This is a genomic window from Propioniciclava soli (assembly GCF_014858005.1).
Classification (GTDB): domain Bacteria; phylum Actinomycetota; class Actinomycetes; order Propionibacteriales; family Propionibacteriaceae; genus Propioniciclava; species Propioniciclava soli.
The window spans coordinates 175,336-193,356 of sequence record NZ_JACYOT010000004.1 but is presented as its reverse complement, the minus strand read 5'-3'; the positions used below and the strand labels follow the sequence as shown (position 1 = coordinate 193,356).

Here is an 18,021-nt window from a genome sequence, read left to right as displayed (position 1 = left end):
GCCCGATCCTGGGAGCCGGGGCCCGGGGCGGCCAGCACCCGCTGCTAGCATGAGCGGGTAAACGCATTCCCACCGGAGGTCACTGATGTCCCCGCTCCCCCTCGCGCAGGTCGGCGTCCGCGGTTTCGGCCGCATCCACCTGGAGCGCATCGCCCGGCTCGAGGAGCAGGGGCGGGTGGAGCTGGTGGCCACGGCCGACCCGGGTGGCCCGCTGGTCGGCAGTGACCTTCACTGGTACGCGAGCCTGACCGATCTGCTGGCCGAGCACAGCCCGGCCATCGCGAGCCTGGCGACGCCCATCGGCACGCACGCGCCGCTGGCCACCGAGGCCATGCGCGCCGGGGCGCACGTCATGCTCGAAAAGCCACCGGTGGCATCGCTCACGGAGTTCTGGCAGCTGCTGCGCGCCTGCAAGGAGAACCAGCGCGTCGTGCAGATCGGGTTCCAGAGCCTGGGGTCGGCAGGCATCGCGCGGATGCAGCATCTGCTCGCCGGGGACGCGCTCGGCGAGGTCACCGCGATTGCCGTTCGCGGCGCCTGGGTGCGTGACCGGGCCTACTACGCCCGCTCGCCGTGGGCCGGCAAGCGCACCGTGGACGGCCGGCGCATCGCCGACGGCGTGGTCACCAACCCGCTGGCCCACTCGATCGCCACGGCATTGAAGATTGCCGACGCCACCCGCCTGGATGACATCGTCGCCATCACGACCGAGATGTACCACGCGCACGCCATCGATGCCGACGACACCTCCTTCGTCCGGCTCGACCTGGCCGACGCACCCCCCATCTGCGCCGCGCTGACGCTGTGCGCCACCGAGCAGGTGCCGCCCACCGTCACGCTGGTCGGGACGCGTGGCGCGGCGCGCTACTCCTACACCACCGACGAGCTGTGGCTGACGGTGGACGGGGAAGAGACCCACGAGACCTTCGAGCGCACCGACCTGCTCGAGAACCTCGTCGATCACCTGACCGCCGACGCCGATCTGCTCGTGCCGCTCGCCGACACCGTCGGGTTCATGTGCGTGCTCGAGGCGACGCAGGACCGGCCGGCGCCCGTGCAGATTGCCGAGGAGCACCTCACCTGGGTCGGTGACGGCGCCGAAGGGCACCCCGTCATCACCGACATCGAACGCTGGCTCGACACGGTGTTGGCGTCGGGCGTCGGGTTCGCCGAGGCGGGCGCGCCGTGGGGCGACCCGGCCGCGGTGGCGCGGTGGCAGCACCGGACGCCGCTGGCGGAGCTGAGACTGGGCGACGCCGTGGTGGCCGAGTACGCGGACGGCTCCGACATCATGGACCTCTCCTCCCCGCGGCCCTACCTGCACCCGATCCGGACGCTGGGCGGGGTGATTGTCAGCGACACCCACCCCGTCGACCACGACTGGCACTGCGGCCTGTCGCTCACGATGCAGGACGTCAACGGCGTCAACTTCTGGGGCGGGCGCACCTATGTGCGGGGCCGGGGCTACACGTGGCTGGGCGACCAGGGCCGCATCGAGCACCGCGCGTGGCTCGAGCGGACCCCCGGCCGGTTGCGCGAGGAGCTCGCCTGGGTCGGGCCGATCCTCGAGCCGCTGGAGGACGCCATCGACCCGGTCGAGGTCCGCGAGACGCGCGAGCTCACCTGGACGCAGGCCGACGATCGCACGTGGCTGCTGGACGCCGACCTTGCGCTGGACGCCGTGACCCCGGATCGCATCACCCTGGGCGGGCCAGGCACGAACGGGCGCACCGACGCGGGCTACGGCGGCTGGCAACTCCGCCTGCGCCGCAGTGACGACGTCCGCATCACCAGCCCGCTGGGCGAGGGCGCGGAGGCCGTGTACGGGCAGGCGGCCGCCTGGGTGGCGTGGCGCTCGACCTTCATCGGGCGGCCTGTGACGCTCGCGATGGCCCACCTGGACGCCGACGCGGCGGCCTCGGACCGCTGGTTCGTGCGCCACGGTGCGTTCGACGGCATCGGAACGGCGCTGGCGTGGTCCGACGAGCTGACGCTGCCGGTGCGGCGTCGCTACCGCCTCGTCGTCGCCGACGGCCACCTCACCGAGGACGCACTGGCCGCCTGGCTGCCGCGATCCCTAGGGTGAACGCATGAAGCGCGTGTATCTCATCCGCCACGGCGAGGCCGAGTTCACCGGCCACGGCCGCGGCGACCACGGCCGGCGGCTCACCGAGGAGGGTCACGAGCAGGCCCGGACGCTCGGCGAACTGCTGGCGGAATCCGGCATCCAGGTGGTGCTCACCTCCACCGCCGACCGGGCCGCGGCGACGGCGTCCGGCCTGGGGTTGGGCGAGGTGCGCCCGATCGAGGAGCTCTACAACGCCTTCACCCCAGCCCTACTGCGCAGCCTCGCCACGTTGGACGACGACGTGCACACCGCCGCGGTGGTGGCCCACGCCCCCGGCATCCCCGCGCTCGTCGACGAGCTCAGCGGCGATGATCCCGACCCCCAGGCCGCCGACCTCATCCGCCACCACTTCGGCACCGCCACCTGTGCCGGGATCGAGTTCTCCGGCTCGTGGGCCCACCTCGACCGGCCCCGCCTGTTCTGGGCCGCCCGAGGCTGAGCCACACGGGGGTGAGCGCTGGCCGAACCCTCGCCGCGCCAGCACCGTTCTGCTAGCATGCAGGAAAGCGCTTCCCACTGTTGAGAGGTCACCATGGACGCCCGCCTGTCCCCCCTCGTCGAGCACGTTCTCGTCCCCGTCGTCGTCATGGATGATGCCGCCCGGGCCCCTGGCCTGGCGCAGGCCCTCGTGGCCGGCGGGTTGCCCGTCGCCGAGGTCACGTTCCGCACGGCCGCGGCCCGCGACGCCATCGCCGCCATGGCGCAGGTGCCCGGCATGATCGTCGGCGCCGGCACCGTCCGGACCCCGGAGCAGGCCGAGCAGGCGGTGGCCGCCGGCGCGACGTTCATCGTCTCGGCCGGCCTCAGCGAGAAGGTGGTGCGCCGCTGCCAGGAACTCGACGTGCCCGTCCTGCCCGGCACCGCCACGGCCACCGAGATCCAGCAGGCCACCGAGCTGGGCCTCGACACGGTCAAGTTCTTCCCCGCCGAGACCGCAGGGGGCGCGGCCGCGGTGAAGGCGCTCGCGGCGCCCTACCCCGACATCAGCTTCGTCCCGACCGGCGGCATCGGCCCGAAGAACCTCGCCGACTACCTCGCAGTGACGTCCATCGTGGCTTGCGGTGGCTCGTGGATGTGCCCGCGGGACGCCGTCGCCGATGGCCGGTTCGACGAGGTGGAGCGCCTCACCGCCGAAGCCGTCCAACTCGTCCGTTCGATCAAGGAGGCCTGAGCCATGGCCCTCACCCTGCGTCCCGTGGAGGACTGCACGTACGACGTCGTCGCCCTCGGCGAGGTCATGCTCCGCCTCGATCCCGGGGCCGGCCGCATCCGCACCGCGCGCTCCTTCGACGCGTGGGAGGGCGGCGGGGAGTACAACGTGGCCCGGGGGCTCTCGCGCTGCTTCGGCCTGCGGGCCGGCGTCGTGACCGCGCTGGTCGACAACGAGGTCGGACGCCTCGTCGAGAACCTGATCCTGGCCGGCGGCGTCGATGCCCGCCACATCGTGTGGCGCGACTCCGACGGCATCGGCCGCACCGTCCGCAACGGCCTGAACTTCACCGAGCGTGGCTTCGGCGTCCGCGGCGCGGTCGGCGTCTCCGACCGGGGCAACACCGCGGCCAGTCAGCTCGCCGCCGGCGACGTGGACTGGGACCACCTGTTCGGCGAGCTCGGCGTCCGCTGGCTGCACACCGGCGGCATCTACGCCGCCCTGAGCGAGACCTCGGCTGACACCGTCATCGCCGCGGTCAAGGCTGCGAAGAGGCACGGCACCGTCATCAGCTACGACCTCAACTACCGCCCGAGCCTGTGGAAGTCGATCGGCGGCCAGGCGAAGGCGCAGGAGGTCAACACCGAGATCGCGCAGTACATCGACGTCATGATCGGCAACGAGGAGGACTTCACGGCCAGCCTCGGCCTGGAGATCGAGGGTGTGGACGAGCACCTCACCGACCTGGAGATCGACAGCTTCGCCGCCATGATCACCGACGCGGCGCAGGCCTACCCGAACTTCCAGGTGATCGCGACCACGCTGCGCGGGGTGCGCTCGGCCACCGTGAACGACTGGTCCGCCATCGCCTGGTCGGCCGACACGGGCGTGCTGGAGTCGACCAAGCGGCCCGGCCTGGAGATCTTCGACCGCGTGGGCGGCGGCGACTCCTTCGCGTCCGGCCTCGCGTTCGGCCTGCTGGACGGCCAGCCGCTGCAGACCGCGTTGGAGTACGGCGCCGCGCACGGCGCGCTCGCCATGACCACGCCCGGTGACACGACCATGGCCTCCAAGGCCGAGGTGCTCAAGCTCGCCGGCGGCGGCTCGGCGCGCGTCGACCGCTGACCGTCACCAGCCCCCCGAAAGGACTCACCCATGAGCAAGGCCATGAGCAAGGTGGCCCTCGTCACCGGCGGCAACCGCGGCATCGGCCGCGGCGTCACCGAATCGCTGCTGCAGGCCGGCTACCGCGTGTCCATCATGGCCACCCGCCCGGCGCCCGTCGACGTGCTCGCCGAGCTGGGTGAGACCGGCGAGGTCCGCTACACCCAGGGCAGTGTCGCCGAGCTGGCCTCCCACGAGCGCTACGTCGAGGACACGCTGGCCGACTGGGGCCGCATCGACGTCCTGGTCAACAACGCGGGCGTCGCCCCCTCCGAGCGCAACGACATCCTCGTCGCCACCCCGGAGAGCTACGACCGCGTCATGGAGATCAACCTGCGCGGTCCCTATTTCCTCACCCAGCGGGTCGCGAACGTGCTGGTCAACCAGCCCAAGGAGGGCGAGGGAGTCCGCGGGACGATCATCAACGTCAGCTCGATCTCGGCCGAGGTGGTCAGCACCAACCGGGGCGAGTACTGCCTCTCCAAGGCCGGGGTGGCGATGGCGACGCGCCTGTGGGCCGTCCGGCTGGCGCCCGAGGACGTTCTGGTCTACGAGGTGCGCCCGGGCGTGATCGCCACCGACATGACGGCCGGCGTCACCGAGAAGTACAACGCGTTCTTCGCCTCGGGAGCGGTGCCGATGCCCCGCTGGGGGCAGGCGTCCGACGTGGGGGGCGCGGTCGTCCAGCTGGCCGCCGGCGCGATGCCGTACACCACCGGCGACGTCATCAACGTCGATGGCGGCATGCACCTGCCGACCCTCTGAGCGAAGGAGCCACCGATGGACCAGTCCGCCTGGATCGACGAGCACGCCACCGGGCACGTCGCGGTCGACGGCCAGCAGATCCCGGTCGTCAGCGCCAACACCGTCGTCGTCGGCACCGGCGCGGCGGGGTTCTGCGCCGCCGACCGGCTGGTGATGCTGGGCCAGCGCGACGTCGTCATGGTCACCGACAAGCGGCGCGCCGGGGCGTCCCGCAACGCCGGCTCCGACAAGCAGACCTACTACAAGTTGACCCTGTCGGGCGCCGAGCCGGACTCGGTGCGGGAGATGGCCGACACGCTGTTCTCCGGTGGCTCGATGGACGGCGACATCGCCCTCGCCGAGGCCGCGTGGAGCCCGCGGGCGTTCTTCCACCTCGTGGAGTCGGGCGTGCCGTTTCCGCACAACGCGTCGGGTGAGTACGTCGGCTACAAGACCGACCACGACCCTCGCCAGCGCGCGACGTCGGTCGGGCCCTACACGTCGCGGACGATGGTCGAGCGCCTGGAGGCGAAGGTCGACTCCGCCGGGGTGCCGGTGCTGGATCTGTGCCGGGTGGTGGATCTCGTCGTCGAGGACGGCCGCGCCGTCGGGCTGTTGTGCGTCCGGCTGGACGTGAACGAGGACGCCCCCAGCCGCTTCCTGCTGCTGCGCTGCACGAACCTGGTGTACGCCACGGGCGGCCCGGCCGGCATGTACGCCGACTCGGTGTACCCCAACGGCCAGTGGGGCGCGAACGGCGCCGCGCTGCGCGCCGGCGTCCACGGCAAGAACCTGACGGAGTGGCAGTTCGGGCTGGCGTCGGTTCGCCCGCGGTGGAACGTATCGGGCACGTACATGCAGGCGTTGCCACGGTTCGTGAGCACGGACGCGGACGGCAACGACCCGCGGGAATTCCTCACCGACTTCCTGCCCGACTACGGCGATCAGCTCACCCGCATCTTCCTCAAGGGCTACCAGTGGCCCTTCGACGTGCGCAAGGCGCCCGAGGGCAGCTCCTTGGTCGACCTGCTGGTCTACCAGGAGACGAAGCTGCGCGGACGCCGCGTGTGGCTCGACTTCCGCTCCAACCCGGTGCAGTCGGACTTCGATGCAACGCAGCTCTCCGAAGAGGCCTACCGGTACCTGGACGCCACCGGCGTCGTGGGGCTGGGCAATTCGACGCCCATCCAGCGCCTTCAGCACATGAACCGGCCCGCGTACACCTTCTACCTGGAGCGCAACCCGGGTGTGGACCTGGAGACCGACATGCTCGAGGTCGCCGTGTGCGCGCAGCACAACAACGGCGGCCTCGAGATCGACCAGTGGTGGCACTCCAACGTCGAGGGGTTCTTCCCCGTCGGGGAGGCAGCCGGGGCGCACGGCGTCTACCGGCCGGGCGGGGCGGCGCTCAACTCGGGCCAGGTCGGCGCGACGCGGGCGGCGTCCTACATCGCGCAGGCCCGCCGCGACGACCCGATCGGGTCGGACGCCTTCGCCGCGGCCGCCCAGGGGGTGGCCGAGCGGGCGGTGGCGCTGCTGGCGTCGGCGAGCCAGCGGGCCGCGGACGACGAGGACACCACCGACGCGGTGTTGACCCACATCCGCCGCGTCATGAGCGACAAGGCGGGCGTGGTGCGCTCGAAGGCGTCGGTCGCCGAGGCGCGCGAGGAGCTGTCGGCGCTGTGGCGCGACTACGAATCGACTATCGCCGCGGACGCCGGGAGCCGCCGGTCGGTGAGCCGGCTGTTCCTGATCCGCGACATCCTGACGAGCCAGTACGTCTACCTCCACGCGATGGAGCACTACGTCGCCACCGGTGGGCTGTCGCGCGGATCGGTGCTGTACTCCGACCCGGACGGCGACCTGCCCCGCCTGGACGCGCGCGTCACCGAGCCGTTGCCCGAGCTGTTCCGGCTGCAGCTGGACGTCGGCGCCCTCGACGACGTCATCCAGGTGACGCGCTGGGACGGCGCGGGTGAACCGACCTTCGATTGGCGCGCGCGGCGCCCGATCCCGGAGCAGACCGAGGCCTTCGAGAACACCTGGCGCAGTTACCGGGAGAACAAGAACATCGGCTGAGCCGGGCGCCCCGGGCGTCGGAAAATGTCAGACCCGCCTGCGAGGCTGGAGCCATGAACGCACCGGTCCTTCGCAGCGTCGCCGACGCCGCCGCTGCGCTCGCCCACGCCCAGGCCCAGGTGCGGGCCGGCGAGGTGGCGACGTGCCTGGCGATTGCCGCCCTGTGCGACCTGCACCGGGTCGACGAGACCGTGCTGGTCGCGGGGGCCGAGCGGTGGGTGCCGGGCGGCGCGGACGGCACGCCCCGGATCGGGGAGTTCGTCGCGGCGGAGATCGCCGGGCTGGTGGGGGTGAGCGTGGGTTCGGCGTTCGGCCAGATCGCCCGGGTGCTCAACCTGCGGCACCGCCACCCCACCCTGTGGGCGCTGGTCCTGCAGGGCGACGCGCGGCCCCATGAGGCGTTCCGGGTGGCGGACGCCGCCGCGGACGCCGGCCTGGACGCCGCCGCCTGCGCGCGGTTCGACGCGATGTGCGCCCACGCGCTGGTGTTGCAGCCCTGGCCGCGCATCAAGGGCCGGGTCGACCAGTGGATCCTGCGCGCCGATCCCGCCCAGGCCGCGCGTCGCGAGCGCGCCGCTGCGAAGCGTCGGCATGTGTCCGTGGGCACGATCGAGGCCGGGCACGTCGCGCTGTGGGGTCAGTTGGACGCCGCCGACGGCATCGCCCTGGACGACGCCCTCACCCGCATCGCCGGCACCCTGCCCGGCGACGACCTGAACCACCGCCGAGCCGACGCCCTGGGCGTCCTGGCGCGTGGTGTCCTGGGACAGGATCCGCTGCCGCCGCGCAAGGCCGACCTGGTGGTCCGGCTGGACGCCGCGGACATCGCCGAGGGCGGCGTGGCGGCCGTCGAGCGCTGGGGCCACGTCCTGCTCCCCCGCCTCACGCGGATCTTGGCGGGCTGCACCGTGCGCGTCCGCCCGGTGGTGGTGCCGGGCGATGGGGCCGTGGACTCCTACCAGGTTCCCGAGGCCATGCGCCTCACCCTGGCGACGCGCAACCCGGTCGACGTGTTCCCCTGGGGCACCCGGCGCGCCGACGCCTGCCAGGTGGATCACACCGTCCCCTACGAGGCGGGCCGGCCCGGCCAGACGCACCTCGCCAATCTCGGGCCGCTGTCGTCCTACACCCACCGGGTGAAGACCCACGGCGGCTGGAAGCTCGACCAACCCCGCCCCGGTGAATACCGCTGGCGCTCTCCGCTGGGGTACGAGTACGCGGTGACGGCGGCCGGCACGATCCGGATCGGCCGGCCACCGCCGGCCCAGGTGGAGTGGTGGTACCGGGAGTCCCCCTTCGAGGACCCGCCCGAGTCGCCCAGCAATTTGGTGTCGGCGTCAACGGACGCAAGAGACCTGACCTCTGCGCAGGCGATCGTCAGCCCCTTGGGTCCACCCATGAACGGTGCGACGGGTTCAGTCAGCGCGCCGCCCGGCGCGGTCAAGTCCGACGCACCCTCACCGCAGATTCCCTTGCCGCTCGGCGGCTGAGCCGACCTCAGCGCCTTGCCGCAGCCCCACCTCGCGGGCCATGATCGACCCATGACCCTGCTCACCGCGCCCACCCAACGGGGTGGAGCGTCCGTCAGGACGGCGACGCTGCCCGGTGCGCTGCGCGCGCTCGGCCAGGCGTTGGCGATGGTGCTGACCCTGGCGCCGTCGGCCTGGGCGGTGGTGCTGCTGGCCGGCGGACACGCGGTGCGCGAGTTCTGCGCGGGCCGGTCGTGCACGCCCGCCGAGTTGGCCCCGTCCGGATTCGTGGCGTGGCAGAACCAGACGTTGGCAGCGCTGTCCGGGCCGTTCGAGCGGGTGTGGTGGCTGTACGCGACCTCCCTCATGATCGGCGCGCTGATCACGGCCGCCGCCGGGTGGCTGGCCATCGGTTTGGCCATCACCCTGGGCGGGCTGCGCACCCGGCGTTGGGTCGCCATCATGGGCGCCCTCGGCCTGCTGGCGCTCCTCGGCGCGTTCTGGCTGACCACCCCCCAGATCGCCTGGGTCAACCTGTACCTCGAGTGAAACCCCTGGCTCACCAGGGCACCTGAGCACCTGAGCACCTGGCCACCTGGGCACCTGGGCACACCCTCAGGCATTTGGACCCGAGCAAATGGCGCCATGGCGCCACAATCTCGGGTCCAAATGCCCGGTGGTGGGCCCAAATCCCCCTCACCTCGCCAGCCGCATCAGGGCAGGCACCCTGCAGGCGGCACCCCGGACGCAGCACCGCCCCACCGGGATCCGACGGGGCGGTGCTGTTGGCCGTCACGGCGAGGGTCAGCGCACGTAGGGCTCCAGGTGGCGGATGAAGTGCGTCCGCATCACCTCGTACAGCTCGTCCTCGTGGGCGCGGAGGACGTCCTTGATCTCGTCGCCGTACTTCTCCAGCGTCGCGCCGTAGCCGACGTGGAGCACCTGGCGGGAGTCCAGCGCGGTGACGAGCTCGTCGGCGTCCTCGCGCTTCGGGTTGGACGGGATCTTGGTGACGTCGCAGCTCAGGTGGTAGCTGTGCCGGTTCTCCTCGAGGGACTCCAGCGAGAGCTGCAGCATCTCCAGCAGCAGGTTCGGGTCGTGCCGGGCGATGACGCGCAGCGCCTCGACCCAGCTCGTCCCGGCCGTCTTCATGTGCGACGCCCCGGCCGTGGCCTCGGCGAACAGCGGGTAGATCGAAAACTTGTCCGACCCGGAGTGCAGCGACAGCTTGTACGGGCCGAGCGCGCGGGCGATCTCGGCGTGCTTGTCGAAGTTCTCCTTCAGCTTGTCCAGCGGCCCGATGTACTCCACGCCCTTCTCGAACTGCCCCACCCAGCGCGGCGCGAAGCTCACGAGCTCCACCCCGAGGCGCTGCAGCTCCATGACCAGCACGACGTGCTCGACGTACGTGGTCGGCTTGTCGGTCTCGTCGATGGCGAACTCGAACTCGTGCGGCACGTCGAGACCCTTGACGTGCGTGATGAGCTCCATGCCCCGCGTGAGCGCGGGCCCGGCCTTGACCGCCGCGCGGACGACCTCCGCCTCGTCGAGCACCAGCGGGCCCGACTCCAGCTCCACCGTCGTGCCGGCGTAGCGCTTCACCAGATCCTCGACCGAGGTGTCCACGGCGGACAGGTCGAGCGACTCGGCCTTGCTGCGCAGGGTGGCCTCGTCATCGTCGTGGGCGGCCATGTCCATCTCGTCACCCGGGTCGACCGTGAAGAACACGAAGCCCGCCTCGGCGCACGCCGTGAGGGACTCCTCGATCTTCTGGTGGTCGGCGTCCGCGCCGACCGGCCCCGTCCAGCCCGCCTGGAAGGCACCCCAGGTGGCGTCGTCGATCACGTTGCGCGGCGTCCGGCCGCAGCGACCCATCTCGCGGGTCGACTGCTGGGCGAACACCGGGTTGATGGTGCCCACCTCCTTGAACGCCAGCACGTGACCGGGCGTGCAGAGGCCGAGCCGGTCGCCGGTGCCGGCCGTCATCTCCAGGCCGAACAGCTGCGGCGTCAGCCACGGCAGCGCGGCGCGAACCGCCTTGGCGTTGTCCGGGGTCACCGGTGCGCGGAACGCACCCGCGTCGGCCGAGCCTTCGAACGTCTCCAGGACGTCCGCCTCGGCCCCTTCGATCACCAGTTCCTTCGTGCCGTCGGCGTCCTTCTCGAGCCAGAAGGTCGCGCCTTCGTGCTCGACCCGGGAGTCGGGGTATGCGGTGCTCATGGGTTCCTCTCTTCGGTGCTGTCCATGGTGCGGGAAATCGTGGGGGGCAGTGTGGCGTGCAGGTGCTCGGTGGCGTCCCGCTGCAGCGCCCGCGTGAAGACGTGGTCGGTGTCGGCCCACACGGGCGTGTACGACCCCGGCCCCGCCGCGAACGCTTGGTGCAGCGCGGCATCCGCGTCCCGCTGCCCCTGCAGCGGGAACAGGCGGTCACGGGCACAGTAACCCACCAGGACGTGGCGCGCCGGGTTCGTGGCGAGCAGACCCACGAGATCAGGCCCGGACGCCAACCCGCGCGTGTGCAGCAGCCAGGAATGCCCCACGTGGTCGGGGTAGAGCGACGCCAGCGTGCACATCATCGCGACGACGACGACGCTGGCGATCCCGTCGTCGAGAGCGGCCAGCAGCGCCGCCCGCCCACCCCCGCCGGAGAACCCCAGCACTCCGACCGGCCCGGGTGCGCACAGCGTGCGCAGCACGGCCAGCGACGTGAGGTCGTCGTGGGCCACCATGCCCGCCCAGGATGTGTCGAACAGCGCGCACGCCTTGGCCACGAGGTGCTCGTGCTCACGGGCGGCCGCGTCATAGGCCTGCGGGTCTCCGACGCCGAGGTCGAAGCGGCGCGCCCCCCACCCGAACGCGTCGGGCGCCAGCACGGTGAACCCGGAGCGAGCCAGGTCGGACGCCACCGCGGCCCCCTCCTCGGCCTGCTCGCGGTAGGCCAGGACGTGCGCGGGCACACCGGGCAGGTCGACCATCCGCTCCGCCCCGAGGCTCTTGATGCCGCCATGGCTGTGCAGGGCGAGCACCCCCGGCCGGGTCGCGGGGTCGGCGTCCACGGGGTGGAGCAGCCAGGCCGCCAGATCGGGCCCGAAGCCGACCGACCAGCGCAGCCGCACGGCCCGGACGCCGTCGCGCACGTGCACCTCGCGGGAGCGGACGCCGCCCCCCTCGGGGGCACCGCCAACCACCACGTCCGGCGGCGTCGGGATGCCGAACAGCGCGCCGAACTGGCCCGGGAGGTGCGGCGTCCGGCCCGCGTGGTCGGGCCAGTCGTCATACCCCCCGAACGCCGCGGGTGAACTCATCGATTCGGCGCCCGGCTCAGCGGGACAGGTCGAGCCCGAGTTCCGCCGGGGTGACGGCGCGGCCGCTGGCCAGCGACTCGTTGCCGCAGATCCCGACGGCGATGGCGCGCAGCCCGTCGATGTAGTCCGAGGGGCGGCCGAGCGGGTCGTCGCCGGGGCCGTTGAACACGTCGGAGAGCAACAGGGCGTCGCCACCCCCGTGGCCACCGGTGCGCCGCGGGATCTCGACCTCCTCCGAACCCTCGAAGTGCAGCTGCACGGTCAGGTGTTCACCCTTGTCGCGGCCGCCGATCTCCTCGGCCATCGCGGACGGGTCGACGACCACCTTGCCGCCCTCGTCGATCTTGATGCGGGCGCGCTCGACCACCTCGAGTTCGGCCCGGCCCAGGGTGCCGTTGACGGCGACCCGGTAGCCCTCCCACGGGCTGTGGGCGTTGAGGGCGTAGCTGAGCGTCGGCCCGCCGGCGTAGTCGACGATGACGGCGAGGTTGTCCTCGGTCGTGACGCCGGGGCCGAAGACGTCCTGGTCGCGCAGATAGCCGTCGTGGTGCTCGTTGTCGAGGTAGAGCGCCTTGAGCCGAGGATCGTCGCGCAGGTCGAGTTCGAACGGGCCGTGCTCCCCGTCGTGGGTGCCGCGCTCGGGGCGCGGGGCCAGGCCGCGGGCGTCCGCGTTCTCGGCGCCATAGAACTTGACGCCACCCGAGGCGTAGACGCGGGCCGGCACGTCGGCCAGCCACCAGTTGACGAGGTCGAAGTGGTGGGAGCTCTTGTGGATGAGCAGGCCGCCGGAGTTCTCCTTGGCCCGGTGCCAGCGGCGGAAGTAGTCGGCGCCGTGCGCCGTGTCGAGCACCCACTCGAACGTGACGCTCAGCACGTCACCGATCCGGCCGGACGCGATGACCTCCTTGAGCGCGGAGTTGCGGGGGCTGTAGCGATAGTTGAACGTGACGACGACCTGCCGGCCCGTCTCGCGCACCGCGTCCGCAATGGCGTTGGCGGAGTCAGCGTTGATGGTGAGCGGCTTCTCGACCACGACGTCGACGCCAGCGTGCAGGCAGCGCACGATCATGTCGGCGTGGGTGTGGTCGGGGCTCGTCACGATGACCCGGTCGAGTTGCTGCTCGGCGATCATCTGCTCGACGGCGTCCGGGGTGTAGGTCGCCAGCGCGTCCGTGGCGTAGCCGTACTCCTGCGTCATGCGCTGGGCGTGGAACGCCATGCGGCCGGGGTTGATGTCGGCGAGCGCCACGAGCACGGCGGCGTCGCTGTGGTCACCCCCGATCGCGTCGGTGTACATCTGGGCGCGGTGACCGGCTCCGATGAGGCCGTAGCGCTGCATGGGGAATCCAACTCCTAGGGCAAGAGGGTGATGGGTGAACGATGTGGGGGGACGGAGCGGGGCCGGGGCGGCCGCGGGGGCCGCCCCGGCTCCGAACTCACTTGATGCCGGTCGTGGCGATGCCGCGGATGAGGAACCGCTGACCGAACAGGAAGGCGAAGAAGACGGGCAGCAACGACACCAGGCTCATGGCGAACATGGCTCCCCAGTTCGAGCCTCCGGTCGAATCCAGGAAGCCCTTCAGTGCCACCGGCACCGTGAACATCTGGGGCGACGTGAGGTAGATCAGGGCGGAGAAGAAGTCGTTCCAGCTCCAGATGAAGGTGAAGATCGTCGTCGTCGCGATGGCCGGCACCATGAGGGGCAGGATCACGTTGAAGAAGATTCGGAAGTGGCCGCACCCGTCGATCAGGGCCGCCTCGTCGAGTTCCTTCGGCAGGCCACGGATGAACTGCACCATGAGGAAGACGAAGAACGCCTCGGTCGCCAGGAACTTCGGCAGGATCAGCGGCCAGAAGGTGTTGATCCAGCCGAACTGGGCGAAGACGATGTACTGCGGCACGATCAACACGTGAATCGGCAGCATCAAGGTGAGCAGCATGATCGAGAAAAGGATGCTGCGGCCCTTGAACTTCAGCCGTGCGAAGGCGTAGGCCGCCAGGGAACAGCTGACCACGTTGCCGATGATCGACCCCAGGGCGATGATCGTCGAGTTCCACAGGTAGCGCGAGAACGGGTGGTTCAGCGCATTCCAGCCCTCGGCATAGTTTTCGACCCGGAACGTGGTCAACCACAGGCTCGTGTCACGGAAGATCTCCGCGGTCGGGCGGAAGGAGCTGACCACCATCCACAGCAGCGGGTAGATCATGACGATCGCCGCGAGCACCAGCAGGATGTGCTTGATGACGCTGCGCGCCGTGCTGGAGCCGCTGCGTGTCCGGCGCTCCGTCACCGTGTTCTCATCGGACGCCGCCGCGGCGGCGAGCTGGACGTCGGGGGTATTGGTCTCAGTCATCGTAGAACACCCAGTACTTGGAGACGGCGAAGTTGATGGCGGTGAAAATCCCAATGATGATCACCAGGAGCCACGCCATGGCGGAGGCGTAGCCCATCTGGAAGTTCGTGAAGCCCTGCTGGTAGAGGTACAGGGTGAAGAACATCGTCGAGTCCGCCGGGCCACCCGTGCCACCCGAGACGATGAACGCCTGGGTGAATGCCTGGAAGGCGCCGATGATCTGCAGCACGAGGTTGAAGAACACGATCGGGCTGAGCAGCGGCAACGTGATGGTGCGGAACTGGGTCCACTTCGACGCGCCGTCCACCGACGCCGCCTCGTAGTACATCGTCGGAATCTGCCGCAGGCCCGCCAGGAAGATGATCATGGGCGAGCCGAAGGTCCACACGTGCAGCAGGATGATCGTGCCCAGCGCGGTGCTCGGGTCGGCGATCCACCCCGGGGGGTTCTCCACAACGAGACTCTGCAGGAGCTGGTTGACCAGGCCGGTCGTGCCGAACATCTGGCGCCACAGCAGGGCAATGGCCACCGAGGAACCCATCAGGGAGGGCAAGTAGAAGACCGAGCGGTAGAAGGCCAGGCCCTTCATGCCCGTGTTCAGCAGCACGGCGATGGCGAGCGCGAGGATGAGCTGCAGCGGCACACCCACGACGACGTAGGTGAAGGTGACCACGAGGGAGTTCAGCAACCGGGGGTCGTTGAACATCCGGATGTAGTTGGTGAGGCCCGTCCAGGTGGGTCCGGCGAGCAGCGGATAGCTGGTGAAGGAGAGGTAGAGGGACGCGAGCATCGGGCCGATGGTGATGACCACCAGACCGATGAGCCATGGCGTCAGGAAGATGTAGCCGGCTTTGTTGTCGCGGCTCTCGTCCTTCTGACGCTCCCCGTGGGCGAGTTCGCCGATGGCACTCATGGATGGGACTCCCGGGCTTCAGGGGGTTGCAGGGGCGGGGGCGGGGGCGGCCCGGCGTGCGGGCCGCCCCCGTCGTGGCTCAGGCTCCGGCCTGGACCTTCGAGGTCAGCTCGGTGGTGAGCCCCTCGGCTGCAGCTTGCGGTGTCATGCGCTCGAGGATGACTTCGGTGCCCCAGCGGCCGAGCTCGATGTCGGCGCCGCCGACCGGCGTGACCGTCATCGGGTCGCCCAGCTCGGATTCGATGGATTCGAGGTACTCGACGATCTTGGCGTCGGACGCCTGGAGATCGGGGCGGACCGCCTCACGCACATCAAGGTTGGCGGGGACGCCGCGCTCGACGCCGAGGATCTTGCCGGCGTCCACGTCATTGGCGAGGAAGTTGATGAACTTGACGACGGCCTCCTGGTTGCCGGTGCGCCCCGAGGCGGACCACAGCATCGATGCCTTGTACCACAGCTCGTGGTCGCCGTCACCGTTCATCGACGGCGGCCGCAGGATCTGCAGGTCCTGGCCCGAGGCGTTGTCGAACGCCTTGACCTGGTTGGACCAGTAGTAGAACAGGCCGAGGCGGTTGGTCGCACCCATGGTCTGGTCGACCGGCTTGGTGAGTTCCTCCGACGCGACGGACGCCGACGGGAACGCCCCGCTCTGCTGCAGGTCGAGCCCCTGCTGGAAGAACTGGCCGAGGGTCTCGGCGTCGAAGGCGACGCCATCCTCGTTGAACTCATCCTGGCCCTGCTGGCGCAGCCAGACGCGCATGATCGGCTCGACCATCATGTAGTTCTGCGAGCCGACGGCGCCGTCGGACGAGCCCTCGGTGATCGCCTGCGCGGTCTGGGCCAGGTCGTCCCACGTCCACGTGGTGTCGTCGGGGATCGCGACGCCCGCAGCCTCGAAGACCGCCGGGTTGGCGATGACCGTGGGAGAGTTGATGCCGGCGTTGATGCCGAACAGGCCGGAGCTGAGGCGTCCAGTGTCCACCGTGCCGGGCGCGAAGCGGCTGACGTCCACCCCGGCCGCCTCCAGGTCGAGCAGCGCGCCGCGCTCGCCGTATTCCGCGATGTACTTCTCGTCCATCTGGATGACGTCGGGGGCATCACCGGCGGCCATCTGCGTCGCCAGACGATCCCAGTAACCGCTCCACTCGCCCGGTTCACCCTGCACGTCGATGTCGGGGTTCTGCTCCTCGAAGAGCGCGATGACCTCTTCGGTGAGCCGGTTGCGGGTGTCGTTGCCCCACCAGCTGAACCGGATCACGGTCTGGCCCTGATCGTTCGTGGTCGGGGCCCCGCCGCCGGCGGCACAGCCCGTCAGGGCGAGGCCGATGGTCACGACACCTGCCGCGACCTTGTTCATCATCTTCATGCGGCCCTCCTTGGCCTCTCGTGGATCCCAACCACCACGGGCGGGAAGCGCTTACCGAGAGCGTAAGACGTGGCTGGCGCCAGGTCAAACACCGTGACCTTATCGTTACGCGGCGTCGCCCGGGGAGGATTCGGCCGGCCCCTGCCCGCCGAGGGCTCCACCCCACGCCCGCCCGGGAAAGCGCTACCATCACCCTCGTCCGCGCCCGTTCGCCCCGACCGGCGCGCACCACGGTGAGGAAGGACGGCGCAGCGATGGGACGACGCACCCCCGGATCGGCCCCGACGCTGAGCGACGTCGCCCAGCACGCGGGCGTGTCGCTCGCAACCGCCTCGCGCGCCATCAACGGCAGCCAGACCCGCGTGGTCGGCGAGGAGTTGCGCGAGCGCGTCCTCGCCTCGGCCCGCGCCCTGGGCTACGCCCCGGACGCCAACGCCCAGGCCATGGCGCGGGGCACGACCCGCGCGGTCGGCGTCATCGTGCACGACCTGACGGACCCCTACTTCGCGGCCGTCGCGGACGCCATGAGCCGCGCCGCGACCGAGCGCGACCTGTTCCTGACGCTGGCCACCACCGGTAACCACGTCGAGCACCTCGCCGAGGTCGTCGCCCAGCTGGACACGCTGCGCGTCCGCGCGATCGTGCTGGTGGGTGGCCGCTGGAAGGCCAACCAGCCCACCGCCGACCTGCTGAGCGCGGTCGACCGCTACGTGAGCCGCGGTGGACGCGTGGTGACGATCGGCATGGAGGTGCCGGGGGTCGACTCGGTAAACGTCGACAGCGAGGACGGTGCGCGCCAGCTCGCCCGCCACCTGCACCGGTTGGGCTACCGCAGCCCGCTCATCCTGAGCGGCCCCGAGCTGCACTCCACCGCGGTGACGCGCAGCGCCGCGTTCGTGCGCGCATTGGCCGACGAGGGCATCGCCGTGCACCCCGATCACCTCATCTCCAGCGACTTCACGCGCACCGGGGGCGCCATCGCCATGCGCATGGCGCTCGAGGCCGGCGTCGACGTCGACGTGGCCATTGCGATGAACGACGTGATGGCACTCGGGGCGATGGCCGAGGCGCGGGCGAACGGGGTCGCGGTGCCGCAGGAGTTGGCCTTCACCGGGTTCGGTGACATCCCGTCGCTGCAGGACGTCATCCCCTCGCTGACCACCGTCCACATTCCCAGCTCCAGTCTGGCCACCCTGGCGTTGAACCTCGCCCTGGACGGCCCCGGCGACGGAACGGGGGACGTCACCGTGCCGGTCATGCTCGTCGCCCGCGATTCGACACCCGAGCGGGCGGGCTGACGCGGCGGGGACGGGCGACACCGCGGCGTCCCTGTGGTAGTCAAGGACGTA

Annotated in this window: 15 protein-coding genes; 9 read left to right on the top strand and 6 right to left on the bottom strand. The window is 70.7% G+C overall.

All coding sequences use genetic code 11. The features are described 5' to 3' along the window. Positions 1-85 precede the first annotated feature (85 nt). The 8 genes from IFY26_RS03730 to IFY26_RS03695 all read left to right on the top strand — a co-directional run bounded on the left by IFY26_RS03730 (position 86) and on the right by IFY26_RS03695 (position 9,283). Positions 86-2,086, top strand: a complete 2,001-nt coding sequence (locus IFY26_RS03730; protein ID WP_232547652.1) for a DUF6807 family protein — start codon at positions 86-88, stop codon at positions 2,084-2,086. A gap of 4 nt (positions 2,087-2,090) precedes the next feature. Then, positions 2,091-2,567, top strand: coding sequence for a SixA phosphatase family protein (locus IFY26_RS03725; RefSeq protein WP_232547651.1), 477 nt, complete (start codon positions 2,091-2,093; stop codon positions 2,565-2,567). 93 nt (positions 2,568-2,660) lie between these two features. Beyond that, positions 2,661-3,299: a bifunctional 4-hydroxy-2-oxoglutarate aldolase/2-dehydro-3-deoxy-phosphogluconate aldolase gene (gene eda / locus IFY26_RS03720; protein WP_232547650.1), complete on the top strand. Its 639-nt coding sequence runs from the start codon at positions 2,661-2,663 to the stop codon at positions 3,297-3,299. Positions 3,300-3,302: 3 nt separating this feature from the next. Beyond that, on the top strand, positions 3,303-4,403 hold the full coding sequence (locus IFY26_RS03715) for a sugar kinase (protein WP_232547649.1): 1,101 nt from the start codon (positions 3,303-3,305) through the stop codon (positions 4,401-4,403). Positions 4,404-4,433: 30 nt separating this feature from the next. Next, a complete protein-coding gene (locus tag IFY26_RS03710; RefSeq protein WP_232547648.1) occupies positions 4,434-5,207 on the top strand; it encodes a 3-ketoacyl-ACP reductase in 774 nt (257 codons plus the stop codon). Between the two features lie 15 nt (positions 5,208-5,222). Beyond that, positions 5,223-7,265: an FAD-dependent oxidoreductase gene (locus IFY26_RS03705; RefSeq protein WP_232547647.1), complete on the top strand. Its 2,043-nt coding sequence runs from the start codon at positions 5,223-5,225 to the stop codon at positions 7,263-7,265. Between the two features lie 53 nt (positions 7,266-7,318). Next, complete coding sequence (locus tag IFY26_RS03700) at positions 7,319-8,755, top strand: 13E12 repeat family protein (RefSeq protein ID WP_232547646.1); 1,437 nt, start codon at positions 7,319-7,321, stop codon at positions 8,753-8,755. Positions 8,756-8,806: 51 nt separating this feature from the next. After that, the gene (locus IFY26_RS03695) at positions 8,807-9,283 is read left to right on the top strand and encodes a hypothetical protein (RefSeq protein WP_232547645.1); all 477 of its coding nucleotides are present in this window, start codon (positions 8,807-8,809) and stop codon (positions 9,281-9,283) included. A gap of 255 nt (positions 9,284-9,538) precedes the next feature. Here IFY26_RS03695 and IFY26_RS03690 read toward each other — a convergent pair whose 3' ends face one another. The 6 genes from IFY26_RS03690 to IFY26_RS03665 form a co-directional block, all read right to left on the bottom strand. Next, entirely contained in the window at positions 9,539-10,954 is a 1,416-nt protein-coding gene (locus IFY26_RS03690; RefSeq protein ID WP_232547644.1) for a tagaturonate epimerase family protein, read from the bottom strand. Further along, the gene (locus IFY26_RS03685) at positions 10,951-12,039 is read right to left on the bottom strand and encodes a dienelactone hydrolase family protein (RefSeq protein ID WP_232547643.1); all 1,089 of its coding nucleotides are present in this window, start codon (positions 12,037-12,039) and stop codon (positions 10,951-10,953) included. The genes IFY26_RS03690 and IFY26_RS03685 overlap by 4 nt, the downstream gene beginning before the upstream one ends. 16 nt (positions 12,040-12,055) lie before the next feature. Then, the gene (locus IFY26_RS03680; protein ID WP_232547642.1) at positions 12,056-13,378 is read right to left on the bottom strand and encodes a Gfo/Idh/MocA family oxidoreductase; all 1,323 of its coding nucleotides are present in this window, start codon (positions 13,376-13,378) and stop codon (positions 12,056-12,058) included. 97 nt (positions 13,379-13,475) lie between these two features. Further along, entirely contained in the window at positions 13,476-14,393 is a 918-nt protein-coding gene (locus tag IFY26_RS03675; protein ID WP_232547641.1) for a carbohydrate ABC transporter permease, read from the bottom strand. Beyond that, complete coding sequence (locus IFY26_RS03670; protein WP_232547640.1) at positions 14,386-15,306, bottom strand: carbohydrate ABC transporter permease; 921 nt, start codon at positions 15,304-15,306, stop codon at positions 14,386-14,388. The genes IFY26_RS03675 and IFY26_RS03670 overlap by 8 nt, the downstream gene beginning before the upstream one ends. 79 nt (positions 15,307-15,385) lie before the next feature. Then, complete coding sequence (locus IFY26_RS03665) at positions 15,386-16,672, bottom strand: ABC transporter substrate-binding protein (RefSeq protein WP_232547639.1); 1,287 nt, start codon at positions 16,670-16,672, stop codon at positions 15,386-15,388. Between the two features lie 254 nt (positions 16,673-16,926). Between IFY26_RS03665 and IFY26_RS03660 the strand changes: the two genes are divergently transcribed. Further along, on the top strand, positions 16,927-17,970 hold the full coding sequence (locus IFY26_RS03660; RefSeq protein ID WP_232547638.1) for a LacI family DNA-binding transcriptional regulator: 1,044 nt from the start codon (positions 16,927-16,929) through the stop codon (positions 17,968-17,970). Positions 17,971-18,021: the final 51 nt, after the last annotated feature.

Excerpts from the sequence above, each read along its gene's own strand:
- IFY26_RS03730 (WP_232547652.1), top strand. The coding sequence starts at position 86 with ATGTCCCCGCTCCCCCTCGCGCAGGTCGGCGTCCGCGGTTTCGGCCGC.
- IFY26_RS03685 (WP_232547643.1), bottom strand. The coding sequence starts at position 12,039 with ATGAGTTCACCCGCGGCGTTCGGGGGGTATGACGACTGGCCCGACCAC.
- IFY26_RS03680 (WP_232547642.1), bottom strand. The coding sequence starts at position 13,378 with ATGCAGCGCTACGGCCTCATCGGAGCCGGTCACCGCGCCCAGATGTAC.
- IFY26_RS03690 (WP_232547644.1), bottom strand. The coding sequence starts at position 10,954 with ATGAGCACCGCATACCCCGACTCCCGGGTCGAGCACGAAGGCGCGACC.
- IFY26_RS03695 (WP_232547645.1), top strand. The coding sequence starts at position 8,807 with ATGACCCTGCTCACCGCGCCCACCCAACGGGGTGGAGCGTCCGTCAGG.
- IFY26_RS03725 (WP_232547651.1), top strand. The coding sequence starts at position 2,091 with ATGAAGCGCGTGTATCTCATCCGCCACGGCGAGGCCGAGTTCACCGGC.
- IFY26_RS03715 (WP_232547649.1), top strand. The coding sequence starts at position 3,303 with ATGGCCCTCACCCTGCGTCCCGTGGAGGACTGCACGTACGACGTCGTC.
- IFY26_RS03705 (WP_232547647.1), top strand. The coding sequence starts at position 5,223 with ATGGACCAGTCCGCCTGGATCGACGAGCACGCCACCGGGCACGTCGCG.
- IFY26_RS03665 (WP_232547639.1), bottom strand. The coding sequence starts at position 16,672 with ATGAAGATGATGAACAAGGTCGCGGCAGGTGTCGTGACCATCGGCCTC.
- IFY26_RS03660 (WP_232547638.1), top strand. The coding sequence starts at position 16,927 with ATGGGACGACGCACCCCCGGATCGGCCCCGACGCTGAGCGACGTCGCC.
- IFY26_RS03710 (WP_232547648.1), top strand. The coding sequence starts at position 4,434 with ATGAGCAAGGCCATGAGCAAGGTGGCCCTCGTCACCGGCGGCAACCGC.
- IFY26_RS03670 (WP_232547640.1), bottom strand. The coding sequence starts at position 15,306 with ATGAGTGCCATCGGCGAACTCGCCCACGGGGAGCGTCAGAAGGACGAG.
- IFY26_RS03675 (WP_232547641.1), bottom strand. The coding sequence starts at position 14,393 with ATGACTGAGACCAATACCCCCGACGTCCAGCTCGCCGCCGCGGCGGCG.
- IFY26_RS03700 (WP_232547646.1), top strand. The coding sequence starts at position 7,319 with ATGAACGCACCGGTCCTTCGCAGCGTCGCCGACGCCGCCGCTGCGCTC.
- eda (WP_232547650.1), top strand. The coding sequence starts at position 2,661 with ATGGACGCCCGCCTGTCCCCCCTCGTCGAGCACGTTCTCGTCCCCGTC.